Origin of the sequence: Flavobacterium sp. GSA192 (genome assembly GCF_006386525.1) — a bacterium.
Taxonomy (GTDB): Bacteria; Bacteroidota; Bacteroidia; order Flavobacteriales; family Flavobacteriaceae; genus Flavobacterium; species Flavobacterium commune.
In genome coordinates, this window is the sequence record NZ_VAHC01000007.1 from 147,269 (window position 1) to 169,071 (window position 21,803).

A 21,803-nucleotide genomic window follows, 5' to 3' on the forward strand; every position below is an offset into this window, starting at 1 on the left:
TTTATTTTTTTCTAAAATTCCTATAGGTTTTAAGTCCTCTTTTAGATTTATCATATAACAGACATTCCAAATATAATCTAAAAGCTCTGGCTATTTTGAGTACCGATTTATTAATTGATTTACCGTTCTTCCTTTTATTTGATTCATTAGCTAATACTGATTGACTACCCGCTATTGGGAAAGCCATAAATTCATTAGTAATTCCAATTTTAGCATTCGATTTTAAAATCCGAATTGCATATTCTGTTTCTCCATACCGACCCGATGTATCTTCCTGATAATAACCATATTTATCATAAAAATTTTTCTTCGTTATAAACGGATGATCACTATACTGATAATAATTGTATAAAAAATTACACATAGAAAACTTTGGAATTCTACTAACAACAGGATTTACCGGAATTGTCTTTTTGAAATAAAAATTAGACGTAAAACGAATCATATCTAACTTTTTACTTTGCAATAAATCAAAACATTCAGACAGCACATTTACAATTTCAGGATTAATAATAAAATCTTCTTGACAATATATAATATATTCGCCTTTACACATCTTCAGTCCTTTATTGATATTAGCAGCCAACCCTTGATTGACTGGTGCTAACACCAATTGATCAACTCCATAAGATTGAATTTTTTCAATATTTTCAATGGAACTGCCATCATCACTCACAACAATTTCGTAGTTCGAAATTGGAACTTTTTTAATTCCGTCAATACACAAAGCTAAATCCAAAGGACGATTGAAATGAGTAATTAAAAAACTTATTTGTATAGTTTGTTTCATTATCCTAGTTGATTTGCCCAATAAACACTTCTATCCCATTTTTGCCTAAAACTTTTATAAAATTTTAAATAATCCTTAAATGATTCGTGTTTTAATAATTTTAAAAACAGTACTAATTTATAACTTTTTAATTGTTGCATTGTATAATGCTTTCGCAATACATACAAAATAGTTGGCGATGGTTTAGGTTGAACAACCTCTGCTTCCCATTGTTTTTTGACTGGAATCCTAAATCCTCCCATAGGCGCTTTGAGATGGGTAATTTTCAAATCCGGAAAATAAACTATATCGAAACCTTGATTACGTAATTGCAACCCAAAATCAGTATCTTCTCCGTAACCAAACTCCAAAGCCTTATCAAAGGAAACCGATTTTAGACATTCTGACTTTACAAAACTATTGCCCGAACCAAAAATTCCGGATTGATGGATTGTTTTATACTGTTGTATTTCGTTGGGTTGTAAACAAGAAGTCGTAAAAACTGTTACTCCATATTTCCCCACTCTATCAACTACTTTTTGAAAAAAATTAGTTTGAAATCTAATATCATCATCCGCCAGAAAAACCCACTCATTTTCTACTTGCTCCATTGCTAAATTACGAGCATTACAAGCTCCAGCCTGATGGGTAAAAATATGTTTAATGAAAAATGGCCATTTCTCATTTTGCAAATAATCTAATTCGGAAACACTATCTTCAATAGGATTTTGTTCTACAATGATTACTTTTTCAGGCAAATGTGTTTGTCCTGCTAAATCTTGCAAAACATCATACAAATATTCTTTGCGACCAATGGTTGGAATAATGACATCAATTGTTTTTTTGTCTATTGTTTTTAAAGATGATTGTACGCTTATAATATCTAAATTGAAATGTATTTTTTTTCTGCTTTTAAAAAACAGGGAATAGCACAAAGGCAACAACGGAAATCGTTTTTCAAAAAGAAGTAAATTGAAGAATAGTAACAGCAACCAACGTTTTTTGTAATGTTGCTTTACAAATCGGAAAAACACAAAATGATTAGTCGTTTTTATCTCTTTAACATCCTGAGTAGTATTGATTAATAAACAAGGCTCCGAATAACAAAAAAGACCGGCCAGCATTCCTAATTTGGCTACTGAATTTAAAAAATAATCAAAATTAGCTTCCGGTTTTATTTTGCTCCCCATAATATTTAGAACCGAAGCGTGAATCCCCCCTACTTCACTACTCATTAACCAGCTGGGGTATTTGACTTTTTTATTGATTTTTATAAAAGGGGATTCTTCGACATAGCCAATTGCATTGGGAATATAATTTTGAGTAGTGGATGTAAAAGAAGCCATGATTTTATGATGGTGAAAAATGTTTTTGAATTGGTTTAGGTTCAAAAAAGATTCTAATTCTATGGTACACCAAATCAACCAATCATTAGGATATGATTGAGCTAAATCTACTAAAACAGCTGCGATAGTATCCGATAAAAAAGATAAGTCTCCCTGGTTTCTGCTGACTTTTAGAACTTTATTAGCTTTGTGGTAAACTATAATCATAGTGGGCTTATCCTTTATTTTTTAACCGCAAATTACACTAATTTTCGCTAATTTTTCTATTAAAACAATGTTGTCGCTTTAAAAAACGATATACCTGTCTGCCGACAGGCAGGGGTCATATAATTTGTAACTTTATTTTACTTGGGCTTTTTATGTTTTTACTAAAGGGCATATAAGAGCCTGTTTAAATATATTAAAAAAAAAGAAAATTTCTTTTTCCCCGTCCCTAAAAGGCAATATCATTAAGTTAAACCCGAATTAGAAAATGTTTCAATGTTTTTTAAAACATTGACTACATTTACTTTATCGATTCAGCATTTTCTAATGCTGAATTTGGGTTAAACATATTTTGTGTCATTTCGACGAAGGAGACTCGAGCGAAAGCGAACAGTCGAAGCAAATCACATAACGTAATCAACTAATGAGATTCCTCCTTCGTCGGAATGACAGAGGGAGCCTGAAAGTTAATAATTAACAAACTACTTATTTCTATTCATCACTCATTGATTAGCTGCTGATAAAATGCAATGTTTTCTTTTACCGTATTTTTTATATCAAATTTTGCTTCTACTCTTGCCCTTGCTTGCAAGCCTATTTGCATACACAAACTTTTATTTTGCAATAATTCTATAATTTTATTGGCATACAATTCATGATCAGTCGGATATACCAAATAACCGCTTGCACCATCTACAATCAGTTCTTGCGCCCAGCCAATATTAGAATTCACTACAGCTTTTTGCATGGCCATTGCCTCTATAGTTACCATTCCCAAGGTTTCGGCATAGGTGGGAAAGACACAGACATTTGCTTTTTTAATATATTGTTGTACTTCCTCGTAAGGCATTTTTCCCAAATATTCAACATTTTTTAAATCAGATGGATTAAATTGCTTTTGCATTAATTGCCAGGTCGAATTAGAATTGGTCGTAACATCAGGAGCATCAGCACCTATTAAAAGTAATCGGGCTTCAGGAAATTGATTTCGAACTTTATGAAAAATAGCTGGCAATTCCATAACTCCTTTTTTCCTGATAAGTGTTCCTACATAGAGTATTAGGGCAGATTCAAATTGCTCTGGTTTATTATTTTCAAATTGGGTTAGATCTAATCCGTGATGTATGGTTTGAATTGTTTTGTTTTTTATTTTAAATAGTTTTTTTGACAATTCTCCTGCAAAATTAGTGGGCGCTATAAAAGCATCTGCATTCGAAACAGCTAACTTTTCAAAAAAGAAATTCTTCCACTTTTGTTTTCTTTTTTCTAAATGACAAAAATAAGTATCGCTACCATGAAAACGCATTACGACAGGAATATGAAAACGCATGAATGCCGAAATCCCAGTCCAATCCGGAACTTCCAGTACATCTATATTTTCTTTTTTAATCACTGCATTACAATAATTCTGAATGTATTTTCGATGAAAAAACCAACCAAAGTATTTGTATTTTTTATTTTGAATTAAATGAATTTCAATCCCTTTCCCGATTATAACTTCCTGTCTTTGCTGACCATAAACGAATACTGTCACTTCAACTCCTTCATTGACTAAAGCTGTCACTAAGTTCTTGATACTCGTACCTATTCCTGCTGCATGAGCTATTTTAGCATGAGGGTATTCGGGGGTTAGGAAGGCTATTTTCCTCACTCCCAACCCTTCTCCAAAGGAGAGGGGAGTTAAAGCTTGATGTTTTTTCATCATTTATTTTTTAAAAAAATCTTTTAAAATTCTGGCCGTAAACTTTCTGGCTCCTGCATCATTCATGTGACCGCATGAGGAGAAAAATTTATCTTCCACCACTACATTTTCATAATTGTAAATCTCCGGATAACTTTTCTTTACTTTATCAAAATAATCAATTCCTTTGGTGTGTTCACACATGGGTGTCATTACAGCTATAAACTTAATATTATTGGCTACACAAATACTCTTGATTTCTTCGTAATATTTATTTTTTAGAGGTTTCAAGGCTCTAATGTCGTTTTTCATATTCCCTTTTTTGTTTCCCAACGCATGATATCCTCCTTTGTCTAAAGTATTGGTGGACTGATTTGATACGCTTTTATAAAATTCCCGAAAACCAATCAGAGCATCAAATTTAATATAACGATAAAAAGGAATATAATAGCATTCATTACAATAAGCTTCATTCAAAAAATGATTTTTAATGATTGCTGAATCGTGAATATAAGGTAAAAATTTAGCTCCCACCGTTTCAGAAGGTTTGTCATTGGACAAATTCAAATCGGCTTCAAGAATTAGAGTTTTTATTTTGTAATTGCGTTCTAACATCAATTTCAATAACAAAGAAGCTTCAAATAAATGTCCCCCACTCATGCCGTAATTGAAGGTTTTTAGTCCTTTTTGTTCGAACATTTCGGTCACAAAATGATTATTTGCCCTTGAAGAGCCCAGAAGTACTACATCGTAATTTTTGGCTTTAGAATTGTAAACGTATTCTATTTTGTTTCGTTTACTGGATTTTAGGTATATAGAAGTGTAGCAATAATCTAGTATTACTGCTGCCATTAATAGTATCGTTATTGTTTTTATAGTGAAGATTAAAAATTGTTTCATTTTTTTAAATCAAAATTTGCTAGTTAATTTCTAAATTTTATATAAGCTAATTCGCCGATTGACCCTAATAGCTTCTCAACCTCAACTAAGCACCCTCTCGACTGCGCTCGCCTCTCGACTGCGCTCGAGGTGACAATGTACAAACACTAATCCTACTGTCAGGTCGAGCCTTTCGTCTGTCGCTCAAGACAGGCTGGAGTCGAGACCCAATGATTAGTATTTATCATCCCAACTCTTCTTCATTATCCAAATTATACTTATGATGTGTTGCATTTCTACATTCTGATAGATTTTGCAAATTATCAAAATTTCCATCTATCAATGACTGTTTCTTTTGTCTACTCCATTTTTTTATCTTTTTCTCAAAGTCAATAGCTTGATTAGGTTCTGTAAATTCCTGATAAAAAACAATCTCAACTGGTCCTCGACTATGTGTATAAGCTTCTGGATATTTCCCTGCATTGTGTTCCATTAATCTTCTTTCAACATCTGATGTCACTCCTACATACAGTGAATTATCATTACACTTTAAAATATAAACATAATAGAATTTCATAAATCATTTATTTAAATAATACCATTTAAAAATATAGAGAAGTCTATTTTTTTTGTCAAATCGAGCGCAGTCGAGATTCAATGAAGGTTCTCGACTCCGCTCGCCTCTCGACTCCGCCCGCCTCTCGACTCCGCCCGCCTCTCGACTCCGCTCGAGGTGACAAACTACTCAATAACAACTAATCGTACCATTTCGGCAATCGCTCAAAACAGCCTTCGGTTTATGGACAAATACATCTAAAACTGAAAATAAATAAATTCCTTATAATCCGAATACGTACCTAATGCCATAATTGCGGCTAAACACAAAGCTAGTTTTATGGTTTGGTATTTTCCTGAAATGGGTTCTTCTTTGGTGCGATTGTTCCACTCGACCGCAACAAATAGTATTACCATAATGATTAACTCGTAATTGTACCTTTCATTAATTAAATATTGAGATGTAAAATGACCGTTTGTGAACATATTCTTGATATACAAAATGGCATCGGTAATGGTTTTGGCTCTGAAAAACACCCAGGCCAAACAGCTCAAAGCGAAGGTCAGCAAGATGCTTGCAATCACTCTTAGTGATTCCCAACTTCTATCTAAAGCAACGGTATCCAAATTGTTTCTGTTTGATTTTCGTAAAAGTAAGGGTAAAAAATAAAGCGCATTGATGAATCCCCAAGCCACATAGGTCCAATTGGCTCCATGCCAAAAACCGCTGACTAAGAAGATGATAAAGGTATTCCGAATTTTCATCCACAACCCACCCTTGCTGCCTCCCAACGGAATGTACAAATAATCGCGAAACCAGGAAGATAACGAAATATGCCAACGACGCCAAAACTCGGCTATGTCTCTTGAGAAATAGGGATAATTGAAATTTCGCAATAATTCTAGTCCAAATAATTTTGACATTCCCAAAGCCATATCCGAATAGCCTGAAAAATCACCATAAATTTGGAAAGCAAAATAAACCGCACCTAAAATCAACGACAAGGAATTCATAGAACTGTAGTTGTCAAAAATAGCATTAGCGTAAGTAGCACAGGTATCGGCTATGACCACTTTTTTGACCAATCCCCAAATCATTTGATAAATTCCTGCCTTAGCTTGTTCGAAATCAAAGCTTCGTTTTTCTTTTATCTCTGGCAATAAATGGGTGGCTCTTTCGATAGGCCCCGCCACCAGAAGCGGAAAATAACTCACAAACAATGAATAATCGACAAAATTGTATTCGGCTTTGATTCTTTTGTAATAAATATCAATAACATAAGACAGACCGTGGAAAGTATAGAACGAAATCCCCACCGGTAACACCACATCCAATAAAAATGGTGATGTTTTTAAACCAAGTCCATTCATCATTTCAGCAAAGGAACTGGCGAAAAAGTTATAATATTTGAACATTCCCAGAAATCCCAAATTGATTCCGATACTCAGCCAAAACCAAAATTTTCTACCGCTTTCTTTCTTACTTTTTTCAATTCGGATACCTGTATAATAATCCAGAAATGTAGAGAAAACCAACAAGAATAAGAAACGCCAATCCCAACAGGAATAGAAATAATAACTGGCAATAATCAGTAAGGTATTTTGTGTGGTTTTGTTTTTATTAAACACAAACCAGTACAGTACAAATACTATGGGGAGGAAAATTGCAAAGGAGAAAGAGTTGAAGAACATGTTTGAAGTTAGAGGTTAGAAGTTAGAAGTTAGAAGTTATCCCTCGACCCTTCGACAGGCTCAGGGCTGGCTAGATTCAAGAGATATTTCAAGACATACATCTGACACTATTTCTAATTTTTAATTTCATTAACAATCGTATCGATGGCATCCCAAATTTTCTCTGAAGCCTGGGTTGGGGACTTACCTGCAACAATTTCATACCATTTTTTTCCTTCGGGAATGTTGGACAAATTGCCTTTTAGTATGGCTTCAATTTGACTTTCTAATTGGTTTTTATCGGTACAAAAAATGGCAGCTTCCGGACTTGGCATCGATCTAAAATGAACGTATTTGTAATTTTGCCCAATATCCCGAATTCCTTTCTTTAACTGAGGTTGTTCATAATTATAATAGACACAAGATTTATCATGCGCTACAAAATCAAATACGGTTGAGGAACATACATTGGTTACCAATTCGGAATGGGCACAGACATTGTGCAGTAATTGTAAGTCGGCTTTGGTAGGGAAAACTTCGTTCCAATTCTTTCCTATTGCTTTCCACAAAGGATCAATTACTGCAATGATATCTTTATTAGCTTCGATCACAGCATCATATCTATTAGTCGTATCTACAGGACATTTTCTATAAATGATTCCAAGACGGTATCCTTTAACATTCAAAGCCCGAACGGCATGGGCTAAATCTTCCAGATAATATTGATCTAAGGGCGAAGTGGTTTCGTCATCCCCAGAGAAACAAATGTATTTTTTTGCGGTGTCCAAATTGTATTGGGCGAAAAATGCTGCTCTGGTTTGCAACAAACTTTTATCGTAATGTGGCTCAAATTGAGGAGTTCCAGTGACTATTAATTGGTTTTCCTTAACAAAAGGATAGTACTTTTGCATTTCTTTTTTCATCAAATCGCTCCACACACAATAATAATCGGTTTCTACCAGCTGCATCGCTTTAGGAACATTGTCCCAGGAATACACAAAAGTTAGTGTTGGAATCCCTAAATCCTTTGCTGCCAATAAGGCTGCAATGGATTGGGTAGCGCGCTGGGTGGTACAAAAAACCAAATCCGGTTTGATTTCCTGTAATTGGGCTTTGCAATAGTTGTATTTTTCGGTTGAACGTTCCAGACTATTGATTCGTTTTCGGATGCGAAGAATTCCTTTTTCGGATGAATTCAAAGCGATTAACAATCTGATAAAAAGTGTTATCAAAGTGTTTTTTATTCCGCTATAATTAAACGGGAACTTATAGGTTTGGTATACTGAATCTGCAAACTTTTTGGTTGCTACATTCAGTTCGATGTGTTTTTTAATGCGACAATAAACAGGTGTTAGTGGATGGATTTTTTGGGTTTTAATTTTAACCTCATCATATCCTAATTCTTCTTGTAATGGAAAGGCCGTATTGTTCCAATAGATGATTTGGTTTCCTCTTCGTTCACCGATTTCTTTAAATTGCGTAAAGGCAAAATTGCGTAATCCTACACCGTCAGGAAAAAAAATAAGGATTTTTTTGTTTGTCATTTACTGTGAAAGTGTTTTTTAAAAACTGAGGCAAAAATAAGGGTATTGTGGTTTATATTAGAGATTATTTTTGAGAAAAATGAAACTCCTTAATTTACTATCTATATGTTATTTGCTTAACCTGTTCGCTTTCGCTCGAGTCTCGAGTCTCCTTCGTCGGAATGACACACTTGACCTTCTTTTTTTGTCATTCCGACGAAGGAGGAATCACATCCTGTATTTCATTTCTATGATTATATCAAATACAACGTAATTGTAAATAATTCTCTCTCTTTATGGAATTTCTTAATGTGATCTCTCCTTCGTCGAGATGACAAAACCCACCTAGTCTGTCATTCCGACGCAGGAGGAATCTCATTATCTTTATTAAATCTGTAATTCAGAAACTCAAAATCTGAATTAAAAGATCGTATCAAATTTAATTTTTTCTCCCTTCTCCAGTTTTTTAATTCTTTTTCTCGAACAATAGCCTGCTGTACCCATGTGAATTTTTCATAATAAACTAAGAACTCCAAATTGTATTTGGCTGCAAAGGTTTTATTTCCGTCCACTATATTCTGATGATGTTGTTGTAATCGTTGCTTCAAATTATTAGTCATTCCAATGTAAAAAGTACTTCTATAACTATTTGTAATTATATAAACATAATAAGTATGATATCCCTCGTTTAGTTCATACATAATTTTCTTCTCATTAATTATTACATAAAATTACATTCTTTGTAGACTCTCTTTTATGTGATTTGCTTAGCCTGTTCGCTTTCGCTCGAGTCTCCTTCGTCGGAATCACATCACATATATCGTTTTTTATTCTTTTCGTACTCCCTTTATGTGATTGCTTTGCCTGTTCGCTAACACTCGAGCAATGGCATTAAGTTAAGGAAAAACACCTAGTGTTTTGTCATTCCGAAGAATGAGGAATCGCACTAATTACTCACGTTATGTGATTCCTCCTTCGTCGGAATGACACATTATAATCATTTATTATCCCTTCTTATTCTTCAGCTTCTCTCTCTGGACTTGTTCGATGGGTAAAATATCCGTTGATTTGAATGTTAAAGCCGAATAAACAGCGTTCAAATCACGGCTCAATTTACGCAAACCCATGGGTTCTAAGGATGCAGCATGATCTGTGCCTTTCCAGGTTCTGTCTAAGGTATAATGCCTTTCGATAATATTAGCTCCCAAGGTGTAAGCGGCTACATCTACTGCAATACCCAAATGATGCCCTGAGAAACCAATGTGTTTTACTTTGTCTCCGTATTTGGCTTTCAGCAAATTAATATCTAATAAGCATACATCTTCAAAAGGAACAGGATACCCCGAAGTACAGTTGTACAACACCAAATCTTGGTTTCTTCCTTTTTCAATAAAGAAATTCACTAAATCTTCGGTTTCGTCTTTGGTCGTCATTCCCGTTGAAATATGAATTTCGCCCTTATAATTGTCACACAACCAAGACAGCATCGCATAATTATTATTACAAGCCGAAGGAATTTTGATAAACTCCGGATTCAAAGAAGTAATTTCTTTTGCCGAAGTGGTATCCCAAACCGAGGTAGAATAAGTAATTCCTATTGATTCGCAATAGGATTTTAATTCGGCGTGCTGGTTCACGTTGAATTCTAAATATTCGCGATGTTCACCATAGGTGGCTCCATAGGCATTCGAACTATTGGGATGGGGTGCATTGTATTGTGCTTCCGTTAATAGCTCTTTGTTGTTTCTTTTTTGGAATTTAACGGCATCGGCATTGCAAAAGATTTTAGCGATTTTGATGAGTTCTTTAGCGATTTCCATTTCTCCTTTGTGATTGCAACCTATTTCGGCAATGACATAGGGTTTTTTATAGTTGTTCATTTTATTTCTTTTGGTAAAACAAATAAAATTAAATTTCTTTAATTATTACTACAAAACAATATTTATTCTCAGTTTATTCAACTGTCAGTCTGAGCCTGACGAAGACATTAGAATTATCCTCAAAGGACTTCGACAGGCTCAGTCTGACAAAGGTGGAATTATTTTCACTTAAAACCTCGACTGTCAGTCTGAGCTTGTCGAAGACTCATCATCTTTCCCATACTCGGTGTAATTTTTTGAATATCTTACTAATTTATCCCAATCTTCAATCAATTAATGCTTGTTTTTTTCTTCTACTCCAACCTTTTATTTTCTTTTCAATCATAATAGCTTGGGTAGGTTCAGTAAACATTTCAAACCAAACTAATTCTACTGGTCTTCTTTTAAAAGTATAGGCATCCTTATCAATCCCTGCATTATGTTCAGACAATCTTCTCTCTAAATTATTTGTTATTCCTGTATAAAAAGAATCATCTGCACATTTTAATATATAGACAAAATATGTTTTCATTTTAAATTGAATTAACTTCAAAAATTAATGCCCTTCGACCCTTCGGCAAAAGCTCTGGACAGGCTCAGCTCAGGGAGACAATAGTGGTATTTCATTTTTATAGGTCTTCGACAGGCTCAGACTGACAATGGTGGGATTAATATCTACAATTATATTTCATAATCCACTCACATGCTTCTCTGATGGCACCTTCGACGGATGGTTTTGTCAGTAAATAATCGGCATTTTGTTTTACTATTTCAGTTGCATTGGCTGGTGCAAAAGACCAACCCACACTACAAATATTTGTCAAATCATTAACATCATCGCCTATGTAGGCTAAAGCACTAAAACTTGTATTCCTTTCTTTTACAAACTGCTGTAAAAAAGCATATTTGTCTTTAACCCCTAAAAAGATATTTTCTATTTGGAGTTTTTTCATACGTTGGGCCACCAAGGGTGAGTTTTCTGAGGTCATTACCACTACTTCTACCTGATGCTGACGAAGGATTTCTAATCCCATGCCATCGCGCATATCAAAAGCTTTGGCCAATTCGCCTTCGGCAGAATAGAAGACTTGCCCATTGGTAAAAACACCATCTACATCCAGAACCAGATAATCGATGCGTTGGTGTTTTTTTGCTTTTTTCAAACGGCTTGCCAGAAGTTCTTCTACAATTTTCCAGTCGGTTGCCGAATCGATTTCGACTAGGCTGTTTTCGGGCATTTGGACTAATCCTATGTTGCCACTAAGGCGATTTTTTGAAGTTATAAAAGTGGATTTAGTTGTAGCATACACCGCTCCATTTTCAATCAACAAACCCTCAAAATCCTGACGTCTTGGACGATGAAACACATCGTAATTTTGTGGAGTTCCATCGGTATTCCAAGTGAAACGGTGGGTATTGACTACGGTAAGTGCCGAATCGTACTTTTCGATTGCTATTTTGTCTAAAACTGCATTGATATCAGCAGCCGTAGTCATGGGCGAAGTGGCTTGCAGCAGACATAGGATATCAAAATCGTATTGGATACTTTCGGCAAACTCAATCATGGCACTTTCGGTAGAAGCGGTATCGGTAGCATTTTCATCCGAGCGCAATAATGCTTTTATTTTTGGAGTCCAATGGTATTCTTTATCAATGTAATCAATGATTTCGGAATCATCCGTAAAGACATAAATATTATCCAGATTTGAAAAAACAGCTTCTGCCAACACCCAGGAAAACAAAGGACGACCCAGCATTTTTTTCTTGTTCTTGGCAGGGATTCCTTTGGAGTCTTTTCGTAAGGGGATAATGGCTGTTTTTTTCATTTTTATGGTTTTGAATACAAAACAAATATAATATTTTGAAGTAGCTAATTCACTATTTTTTTACCGCAGATTACACTGATTTTTTTTAAAAGGAAAATTGTAATTCATGACAACTTTTAAGATTAACACACCCCTACCCCCTATAACTATATTAAATACTACATTTATTTCTTATTTTATTTTCTGTCACACTGAGCCTGTCGAAGTACTTATTTATTCACTAAACGAGGTCTTCGACAGGCTCAGACTGACAGAATACTAATCGAAATTATTTATTAAAAGGACAAACTTCCATCAATCCGTTTCTTAATGATTCAAGTACTTCATAATCTGGCAAATTTGGATAAGTAATGAACAACCGTTCTAATTCGGCATTTGTATAAACTACTTCTTGTATTTCAGGTTTGTAAAAATCCAGTTGTACCGATTCCAGATAATCCTGGTATTTGATGTCGTCACCAAAGACTTTATTAGAAAATTTTTGCCAAACTGCCGGAATACCATAAGCATGTGCGACAATAATTCCGTGTAAGGAGGAAGAAATTATTTTTTCGCATTGCAAAAACTCAATAGTCTTCGCTTCCACATCTGTTGTCATCATATCTATCAGATGTATCTCTGAATTATTATGGAACCAATTGGACACTATTTTGTAATCGTCATAATGGGGAACTATTCCATATTTGTACTTCTTTTCTATTTTTGGAGCAAAATACCGGGGTAATAATAAGGCGGGATCTCCATAAATTTCAGGAACTTCATAAGCTGCTTCCATTAAAAATTTTCGGGTTTGTGGTCCTCTAACCGCCAGAAATTGAGCTTGCTTTATTGGATATTTTTTGCTTATAATTCCACTGCCCCACACTATACATTTGTGATTGACATGGGTTAATATACTGCCTACCGTTACATAAATAGGCATAAAATAATCCAATACAGACCATTTTTTTGGCCAGGCAAAAACGACCGTTTTTCCAGATATTTTTTCTACCAGATAACTGCCTAATACATCACCATAATTTTCTTTGGCTTTGCCCTGAATTATTTTTTCGTTCCACCAGAAAAGTCGTATTGTGTTTGAAAATTTCATTGAATAATTTTTAGATGAGCTCATTTTAGCAAATGTTTTGAAATTTGCTTTTTACTTTAAGTACAGTTCAAAACCTTGCCAAACGAGAATTTTCGTGCTAGATTTTACGCTTTTTTCACACCCCTAACCCCTCTCGAGAGGGGAATTCGGCTGTGCTCAATAAGAACTTATATTTTTACCATAATATACAACTCTAATTCTATCTTATTGAACTGTATTTTCTTATTATCTGATTTTTAATTTGATAAAAGTTTAACTTTGGTTTTATTATTTCTTTATTATGACAAACAGCTTTTTCTATTAACGAAACATCACTTAGAACATCTAAAATTAAATGTTTTATATCTTCAATATTTTCTGGATTTTCAATCAAAATTCCATTCACACCACTTTCAATAATTTCTGCTGTTGCTCCTCCCGGATTGGATTGGATAGGAAAAACATCCATACAAATGGCTTCCAGCAAGGTATTAGGGATGCCATCTGAATTGCTGTTGCCAATATAAATAAAGGATTGCCCCATCAATCGTACTACTTCATCATGAGGTATTTTACCTAAGACAATGAAATTATTCCAATCTTGTAATGCCGATTGATTTACAAAATCAAAAACCTCAGCATCTGCTCCAAAAACTACAATTTCAAAATCAGAAAGTAAATTTTGTAATTGTTCTATAGCTTTTAAAACTGGAATTGCCCGACCGGAACGCCCTTGAAAACCTTTAATCAAAATTGTTTTTCGCTCTTTGACAGGGATTTTATATTGCTTTATTTTTTCAATATCAAATCCACCTCCTCCGGGAAAAACACCTAAAAACTCACCAATAAAACCATATTGTTTTGCAATTTTATAATCGCGCTGGCAATCGGTAAATAAATAATTCACTCTTGGCAAAACCCGTTTAATATCTACTAAATACTTTGGTTCATTTTGAAAATAAAACAAATCACTTCCCCAGGAAGAATAGACCCACTTTTGACCGGGGTATTTTTCCATAACTGAAATAATAGGTGTACAGGATACATATAAGGCAAAACTATGCACCACATCGGGTTTGATTTCGTTGAGATATTCTTCAAATACTTTAGCAGTATCCCTTTCATTTATGCTTTGAAGCCAACTATAAATCCGAGGAAATTTACTTTTTATAAAAAATCTCCCCGGAAAATCCAATCGTAATTTCCAAGCTACTTTTTGTTTCACCCAATCAATTCTTTCAGCAGATTGACTCATACCTGTAATATCAAACCAATATACTTCATGACCTGACTCCTGAAGTTGACTGGTCCATCTAAAAAAATGGAGAGAAGGAATGGAGACCATTAGGATTTTCATACTTGGCTACTATTTTATAAGTCTTTAAAATTGTTTTCTATAATTAATTTTATGAAAAAGCACTATTATTGACATTTTACCAGATAAAGGACTTTGCCTCTTCGATAAAATCAGAATCAGCTGAACTTAACCCTTCGACAAGCTCAGGGTGACAATGGTGGAATTATTTTTTCCTTAAGACCTCGACTGTCAGTCTGAGCTTGTCGAAGACACATTACATTAATAACATTTTGAAAATTAGCAATAACGTTTTATTATACAACTCTTCAACATCCAAAAACTTCTGTACAGGCAACAATAGTAATTTTTTTTTTTCATTTATATAAAATACATTTTGAATTGGATAGCATTTTTTTGACGATCAAAACTATACGAATAAGGATTGTTTCTGTACTGTTTGATAATGGTTTCCAACAACAAATTATTTACTGTATCCATATCATAAATGGGTTGGTATTTCTTTCCTATTATTTTTTTAAGTTGATTTTTAATTTTTTCCATTCTAGAAACAGCCTGTATTTCAAAGAGAATCACTTCATTTTTAAAATTAGTCATTTGGGCTAAAACCGCATTAATTTCTAATATTGTTGCTTCTAACTTCAAGACATAATCTACTTTAGTTAGTTTTTCGTAATCGCTCAAAAGCGGTACTTTACCCCAATCCTGGTTTTGATTTACTACTGTTCTTTGTGTTCTTTGCGTTTGCAACATATAGGCGTGATTAATACGCTCTAATTGGGAATGAAAAGGATGTGTACTCCGCTTACTTCGATATACTTTTGGGTGCCATTGGTGTTTGAGCAGGATTTCCTTATCATAAAAAATTACTTTTAAGCCTGCATTTTTCATTCGGATGTGAATATCTGTATCCTCAGCTCCCCAACCGTGATAGAATTCATCGTAGCCATGGAGTGCTTTCAATACCAAAGTAGGAAATAAGGTTGTTCCTGTAACTTCCTCGTTCCCTTTAAAGGCAATTTGGTACGAACTAAAATCCTTATTTAACAAAGACTCTTGTTGCGATAAAAAACCGTATTGAAAATAATGTACTTCATCCGATTTTGCCAATTCTGTTGCTTTTGCAATGAAGCCAGGAGCAAAAATCAAATCGATATCGCCAACAATAAAATAAGGAGTACTTGTTTGTTGCAAGGCTATATTAATTGCTCGGCATTTATGCCAGAGCTGTCCTTGAACCGGACAATCGATATAATGTATATGAGGATACTCCTCCAGTAATTGTACTAATTGCAATTGATAGGCTGTATCAGAACCATAATCTACTAAAAATACTTTGAAATTAGTATGCGTTTGCTGCTGCAACGATTGCAGGCAGTTTTTTACGATTTGTAAATCGCGGTTGCGGTTTGTTAAGACTAGGGTTATCATTAGATTTTCAGTAATCTTTTAAATTTAGTATCTCCTCTACCAATAATTCTAAATATATAATAAAAGAATTTTATTCTTGACATAGAATATTTCAATTGAATCATTTTATCATCTAAATGATTATCAATAAATTCCAAGCATTGTTGGCAATCTTTATACTCTTTTGCAGCGAGTTTATATCTAAAAACACCTAAGACCATTTTTATTACGGCAGTTCTAATATTTCTATTCTCAGGAGTTAAATTCAAAACCCTTTTTTTTACCTCAAGATAAGAATCCAAATGAATATTTAGTTTTCCCTTTTTTGTACTTATTGAATCATTGTTCCTTCTCACATAAATTAATGTTTCGGGTAAGATTTCAATATTTTTATATTTTAAAAGAATTCTAGAGTACAATTCCATATCCTGTGATTGTTTCAATTTTTCATCAAATAATTCAAACTTCAACAAAACCTCTCTTTTCCATGTTGGTGTAATCATCAAAATAGAGCATCTCCCCAAAATGTAGTCTTCATAAATATCCCCAGTTGGCTCATTGATTGATTTTTCTCCTAATTTTTTTTCAAAAAAATTCCCTTGAAAATTCTGTGAATGACATGTACAAAAATGCAAATCAGAATTTAATTTAAAAGCATTCATTTTTTTCTCAAGATGTTCTGAATGCATTAAGTCATCACTATCAAAAAATTGAATGAAATCGCCTTTACTTACTTTAAATCCATAATTCCTTGCAGCATTAGCTCCTTGCAATTTATTTGCTGGTCTCCGATGAAATTGAAATCTTTTATCTCTTTCAACATATTTATTTACTAATTCTTCTGTAGCATCTGTTGATCCATCGTCAACAATAATACATTCCCAGTTTGTAAAAGTTTGTGATGCAATCGAGTCCAATGTTTCCAATATCAAATTGACACGATTATATGTAGGTATAATGATTGAAACCATACGAATACTAGTTTATGTTTAACTAAGAAATGTTTTTCCAACAATCATCCCAAGTTGTTTATTTTTTAAAATCTCTTTTTTGTTTAAAGACTTTAATGATTTAATATTTAATAAAATTAATTGGCATTTTTTAAATTTAAGTAAAATCAAATTTTTTAATAAACTTAGTTTTAAATTTAGAACTTCTGAATCAATACTCGCTTCATTTAGAAAAGGATTTGATAATTTTAAAATCATATCTCTTTTACGAACCAGATTCTTATCATCAAAATATTTATTTTCTTTACGTTCCCCTCTATCATGACATACATTCGTATTTGCCAAAACCCCTACTTTAAAACCATGATATTTTACTCTCTGAATATAATTATCATCTTCACCATAATGAAAAAAAGAAGGATTAAATCCTCCAACAATTTCAATACATTTTCTTGATAAAAGCCAAGCAGCAGCGTTAACAAATTTGATTGAATATATCCTATTAGCTAACTTATTTGTATATAAATCAGAAATGAAATTCTCACACAAATGAGACGAAAGATAATTTGAAAAGCTTCTATCTAACCCCAATCCTCTACCATTTAACTGAATAGGACTTAAGATTCCATAATCTTGATTTTGAGTATGTGCTTCCACTAAATTTTTAATTGTATCTACCTCAATATAAACATCTTGATTTACCAGAAATAGATATTGAAAATCATATTCTAGAGCTTTTTTTATACCAATATTATTTGCCTGACCAAATCCAACATTTTCATTTAAAAAAATAGTCGTTATATTTGAAAAATTGTTTTTTAAAAACGCTCTAGTACCATCAGCAGAATTATTGTCCACAATTATTATTTCAACATCTATTGATGAAGAAATAATTGAATCAATACATTTTTGAATCCATTGCATTCCATTGAATGTCACAATAACAACTTTTACTAAAGAATTTTTCATTCTATAATATTCAATCCGTTCAACAATTGCTGATAGTTTATTTGATTCATTTTAAGCCAAGTTCTTGAATTATTACCTTCAATACCATCAAGCAGACTACCAAAATCAAATAGAAAAAAATTTTTATTTAAACTTTTCATCCAGAGCCTTTTCATTAATGGTCTGCCTGAACATCCCATTGCAACACACATAACAAAAAAATCAGTTTTATCATCAATTTCATTTAGCACTTCTTTTTCTATAGAATCTATTTCACTATAAGCATTTTTACTTGGCGTTTTAATATGTTTTGCTTTACTACCAAATAACAATTCGATGGTACTATTCCTAACATTTTCATTACCAATAAAAACAGTAGTCTTAGATTTTAAAATTTTTAAAAATTCATTTGCTCTCACAGGATTTATTGTAGATATAAAGTGCAAAGCAACAGGACTGTATATTTTACATCCACTAAAATACTCATAACAGTTCTTAAATAAATTAAATGCAAAACCATCTTTATTTTTATGATTACCAATAACCATTTCTTTAGAATAACCGTACATCTCCGAATGTATAGCTAAACACTTAAAAATCCCTTCATCATTTAAAGAAAAACATTCCTTCATTTCGTCAGCAAGTAAAACTGATTTTTCCTGATAAGCATCTGATTGATTATTTAGTAAAAACACATCTCCATCTCCAAATCTTAAATAGATGCCTCTATTATTATTTTGTATTGCATACTGTAATTCATTTAAAGTTTGTTCTGGAGAAACAATTCTACAATTTTCGCTAATTTTCTTTATAAATTCGATTTCAAATAAATATCTCAGTCGGTTTTTAATTACAGAAAAATGTAGCTTATCAACAAATAAAATACTTTTTCTTTTTAATTTAATAATACTCTTTCTCAAATCAATATGTTTTTCTCCTACCATTTTGAATATCTTTTAAAACAACAACATTTAAAACTTATAGATAACTTATGAAATTCATTAACTGACTAGATTTTAATCCTTTCCTTTTCAAAACAAACTTATAAAAGCCTTTTATAATAAATAGTTTTTTAAACAATTTCTCCGTTACAAAATAATTGAATTTAGCTCGTTTGAGTGAGTTTAAATACTCATAAGTAATTGTTTTTTTGTCTATGGTTTTTAAATTATTGTATTTATCTTTCATCCAATCTTCAAAAACATTCCCCATGTGATAGGCGTAATTATCATAGGTAGCTAATCGATAGCCTCCCATTTTCAAGACAGGTTCATCGGTATATAAAAATTCACTATCTCCGCCTAATTGGTATTTTGAATTTTCTTTAGGCAAAGCATCAAATACTTCTCTTTTATAAGTAACGACAAAATGAGAGCAGCCTAAAACCGCTATTGTTCCGTTTTTAGCCTGTAAAGTTCCTATTGCGTCTTTGTATTTGATATCCAGCCAAGGCCAACCAATACTATTAGCAAACTTTGTCATGGCTTCGGGATTTTTCACGGGACGAAATTGTAATTTATCCGAAAAAAAATATCGAAACCAGATGTTAGCTGTTAATCTCAAATGGGTTCTAAAAACAGGAACCGGACTCACCGCCCCCGCTTTAGGGAAAGCTTCAAAAACTTCCACAACAGCTTTCTCCCAGCCGTTATCAAAAAGTACATCGGCATCGGTAATGGTTATTAAACGTTCCTGAGCAGTTCGCAAAGCCTTTAGAATGCTGTTGATTTTACCTACGGGCTCTTTTTCAATAATCAATTCGTCAATAAGTCCTTGTTGTTGTAAATCTACTAATTTAGTATTTACAGCATTGCAAGAACCATTACTGATGACTGAAACTTTTAGATAAGAAGAGGCCGTTTTTTTAACGGAATCTAAACAATGGTTAAAAATAGTAAAAGCCTCTTTGTAATAATCTTCTTCATTAGGAATATACAAAGGAATGATAACCCGATGTTGGGATTCATTGGGTTGCAGTTTTATATTTTTAGATGGATTTTTTCCTTTTCTCATTTTAAAGGTTTATTCTATTCTTTTTAGTAAAACACATTATTTTTTTAATGAATAAAATGTATTCTTTAAACTGCAATTTCTGAAAATACATTTTCGAAATTTTGAAAAAAAACATATATTGCTTCTTATTATTGATATAACATTTATTCAGCCTATGATACAATTCTTTTAATTCCATTTCTGAAAAACAGCTGTGTTTATTTTTTACTAAGTAATAATAAAATTCAAATTTTGCTTGTATTTTTTGTTCTTTATCCCTAGCACTTCCTGAAATACTCCATTGAGAAATTCTCACATAAACAATTGAATTATTTATAGAAAAAACATTATCGAAATTTGCAAATTCAAAAACTGCCAAAACGTCTGAATACCAAGCTAAAGGGAAATTTTTAAATCCAATTTCTAAAACTTCTGATTTTCTGAAAACATACTCACTCAAAGAACTTCTGCTTTTATCAAATAAAAACTGAACGGCTCTTTCAATTGTATGATGTTCATAAATTTTAGAAGTTACTTTTCCCTGTTCATCTATTTTTTGAGAAGCAAAACGAATTACATTAACCCCCTTTTGTTCTACTTTCTGTATATTGCTATAAAATTCTTCTACAATATTATTTGCTAATACATCATCATCTCCTAAAATCATTAACCATTCTTCATTAGCTGCTATTTTAATACAACGTTCCCATTGTTGGGTCAATGAAATTGCTCCTAAATTGTTTTTAAAACGATGGTAAACAAAATTAAATTTGTCATTGTATCTTTCTAATAATACAACTGGATTTTCTGGGCTGGTATCATCTCCAATATAAACCTTAAATCGTTTATCTGTTTGATTAGCCAAAGACTCCAAAGTGGCTTCAAAAAAAGATAGTTTATAATATGGGATGATTATGGCTAGCATTATTTTTTATTTCTTTTTAGAAACCTAACTACATCACCTAACCAACTATGACTTTTAAATAATTTCCACCTCCTCTGTGGATGAAAATACCAAAAAATATTTCTATATAACTTTTGGTCAAGCAAATTCCTTTCGTTAACTGAATTATTTTTATTTACAAATGTAGCCTGATTATCGTGCAATCTAAAAGATACTAATTCCTCATCAATAAAACCTATTTTATAGTATTTCATTAAACGATACCAATACTCTATATCTAATGTTTGTTTTAAACTTTCATCAAAATAACCAACTCTATCAAAACAATCCTTTCTTATTAAAACAGCTGTTGGCTCACCTATTTTATTTAATGGCCCATTCATTAAATATAAATCAGACAAATATTTTCTTCCCTCTAATACACCTTGTTTCACTTTTATTTTATGCCATTTAGTATGCAGAGTACCACAGTAACGAATCCATTTAGTATGATCAGCATTATTTCTATCATATAAAATAGTTCTCTTACAATAAATCAAACCTATATTATTATCTGAAAGAGCTAATTCTATCATTTTTTCAATACAATCAAATTGCAACAAATCATCTTGAAAAAGAAACTTAATGTAAACTCCGTTGGCTTTTTTAATACAATTATTCCAATTAGCCCCTATACCTTTTGGTTCATGGTTAAAAATATAAAATGGAATTGAAGAATTAATGAGCGTTTCTTTTACAATGGCTAATGTATTGTCAACAGAATTATCATCGGAAATAATTATCTCGATATTCTTATAGGTCTGATTTATGGCAGACTGCAAAGCTTGCTCAATAAATTCTTCTCCATTATAAGTTGGAATACAAATAGACACTAATGGTTGATTCATAAAAAAACTATTGTA

The 21,803-nt window shown here is 32.7% G+C and carries 20 protein-coding genes; all 20 read right to left on the minus strand.

Annotation, left to right across the window (positions count from 1 at the left end; genetic code table 11):
* Position 1: 1 nt before the first annotated feature.
* The 20 genes from FDM27_RS14640 to FDM27_RS14735 all read right to left on the minus strand — a co-directional run bounded on the left by FDM27_RS14640 (position 2) and on the right by FDM27_RS14735 (position 21,788).
* Positions 2 to 790 carry a glycosyltransferase family 2 protein gene (locus tag FDM27_RS14640; RefSeq protein ID WP_140487595.1) on the minus strand — a complete coding sequence of 263 codons (789 nt, stop codon included), beginning with the start codon at positions 788 to 790 and terminating at the stop codon, positions 2 to 4.
* Entirely contained in the window at positions 790 to 2,322 is a 1,533-nt protein-coding gene (locus FDM27_RS14645; RefSeq protein ID WP_140487597.1) for a glycosyltransferase family 2 protein, read from the minus strand. Before FDM27_RS14645 ends, FDM27_RS14640 begins: the two co-directional genes overlap by 1 nt.
* Before the next feature lie 496 nt (positions 2,323 to 2,818).
* On the minus strand, positions 2,819 to 4,021 hold the full coding sequence (locus FDM27_RS14650) for a glycosyltransferase family 4 protein (RefSeq protein WP_140487599.1): 1,203 nt from the start codon (positions 4,019 to 4,021) through the stop codon (positions 2,819 to 2,821).
* A gap of 3 nt (positions 4,022 to 4,024) precedes the next feature.
* Complete coding sequence (locus tag FDM27_RS14655) at positions 4,025 to 4,900, minus strand: hypothetical protein (RefSeq protein WP_140487601.1); 876 nt, start codon at positions 4,898 to 4,900, stop codon at positions 4,025 to 4,027.
* 223 nt (positions 4,901 to 5,123) lie between these two features.
* Positions 5,124 to 5,456 (minus strand): GIY-YIG nuclease family protein, encoded by a 333-nt coding sequence (locus tag FDM27_RS14660; protein WP_140487603.1) that lies wholly within the window; start codon positions 5,454 to 5,456, stop codon positions 5,124 to 5,126.
* A 236-nt stretch (positions 5,457 to 5,692) separates the two neighbouring features.
* The gene (locus FDM27_RS14665; RefSeq protein ID WP_140487606.1) at positions 5,693 to 7,126 is read right to left on the minus strand and encodes an MBOAT family O-acyltransferase; all 1,434 of its coding nucleotides are present in this window, start codon (positions 7,124 to 7,126) and stop codon (positions 5,693 to 5,695) included.
* A 113-nt stretch (positions 7,127 to 7,239) separates the two neighbouring features.
* Entirely contained in the window at positions 7,240 to 8,649 is a 1,410-nt protein-coding gene (locus FDM27_RS14670; RefSeq protein WP_140487608.1) for a UDP-glycosyltransferase, read from the minus strand.
* Positions 8,650 to 8,981: 332 nt separating this feature from the next.
* Complete coding sequence (locus FDM27_RS14675) at positions 8,982 to 9,329, minus strand: GIY-YIG nuclease family protein (protein ID WP_140487611.1); 348 nt, start codon at positions 9,327 to 9,329, stop codon at positions 8,982 to 8,984.
* 303 nt (positions 9,330 to 9,632) lie between these two features.
* Positions 9,633 to 10,508, minus strand: a complete 876-nt coding sequence (locus FDM27_RS14680; RefSeq protein WP_140487613.1) for an N-acetylneuraminate synthase family protein — start codon at positions 10,506 to 10,508, stop codon at positions 9,633 to 9,635.
* Between the two features lie 265 nt (positions 10,509 to 10,773).
* Positions 10,774 to 11,019 carry a GIY-YIG nuclease family protein gene (locus FDM27_RS14685; RefSeq protein ID WP_317133615.1) on the minus strand — a complete coding sequence of 82 codons (246 nt, stop codon included), beginning with the start codon at positions 11,017 to 11,019 and terminating at the stop codon, positions 10,774 to 10,776.
* Between the two features lie 136 nt (positions 11,020 to 11,155).
* Positions 11,156 to 12,313 carry an acylneuraminate cytidylyltransferase gene (locus tag FDM27_RS14690; protein ID WP_140487615.1) on the minus strand — a complete coding sequence of 386 codons (1,158 nt, stop codon included), beginning with the start codon at positions 12,311 to 12,313 and terminating at the stop codon, positions 11,156 to 11,158.
* Between the two features lie 268 nt (positions 12,314 to 12,581).
* Positions 12,582 to 13,403 (minus strand): polysaccharide pyruvyl transferase family protein, encoded by an 822-nt coding sequence (locus FDM27_RS14695; RefSeq protein ID WP_140487617.1) that lies wholly within the window; start codon positions 13,401 to 13,403, stop codon positions 12,582 to 12,584.
* A 199-nt stretch (positions 13,404 to 13,602) separates the two neighbouring features.
* Positions 13,603 to 14,739, minus strand: coding sequence for a glycosyltransferase family 4 protein (locus FDM27_RS14700; RefSeq protein WP_140487619.1), 1,137 nt, complete (start codon positions 14,737 to 14,739; stop codon positions 13,603 to 13,605).
* A 318-nt stretch (positions 14,740 to 15,057) separates the two neighbouring features.
* Entirely contained in the window at positions 15,058 to 16,128 is a 1,071-nt protein-coding gene (locus FDM27_RS14705) for a glycosyltransferase family 2 protein (protein WP_140487621.1), read from the minus strand.
* Complete coding sequence (locus FDM27_RS14710) at positions 16,128 to 17,078, minus strand: glycosyltransferase family 2 protein (protein WP_140487623.1); 951 nt, start codon at positions 17,076 to 17,078, stop codon at positions 16,128 to 16,130. Before FDM27_RS14710 ends, FDM27_RS14705 begins: the two co-directional genes overlap by 1 nt.
* A gap of 18 nt (positions 17,079 to 17,096) precedes the next feature.
* Positions 17,097 to 18,026, minus strand: coding sequence for a glycosyltransferase (locus FDM27_RS14715; protein WP_140487625.1), 930 nt, complete (start codon positions 18,024 to 18,026; stop codon positions 17,097 to 17,099).
* On the minus strand, positions 18,023 to 18,949 hold the full coding sequence (locus FDM27_RS14720) for a GT-D fold domain-containing glycosyltransferase (protein ID WP_140487627.1): 927 nt from the start codon (positions 18,947 to 18,949) through the stop codon (positions 18,023 to 18,025). The genes FDM27_RS14715 and FDM27_RS14720 overlap by 4 nt, the downstream gene beginning before the upstream one ends.
* Before the next feature lie 34 nt (positions 18,950 to 18,983).
* Entirely contained in the window at positions 18,984 to 20,018 is a 1,035-nt protein-coding gene (locus tag FDM27_RS14725; RefSeq protein WP_140487629.1) for a glycosyltransferase family A protein, read from the minus strand.
* Between the two features lies 1 nt (position 20,019).
* Positions 20,020 to 20,922 (minus strand): glycosyltransferase family 2 protein, encoded by a 903-nt coding sequence (locus FDM27_RS14730; RefSeq protein WP_140487632.1) that lies wholly within the window; start codon positions 20,920 to 20,922, stop codon positions 20,020 to 20,022.
* Positions 20,922 to 21,788 (minus strand): glycosyltransferase family 2 protein, encoded by an 867-nt coding sequence (locus tag FDM27_RS14735; protein WP_140487634.1) that lies wholly within the window; start codon positions 21,786 to 21,788, stop codon positions 20,922 to 20,924. Before FDM27_RS14735 ends, FDM27_RS14730 begins: the two co-directional genes overlap by 1 nt.
* Positions 21,789 to 21,803: the final 15 nt, after the last annotated feature.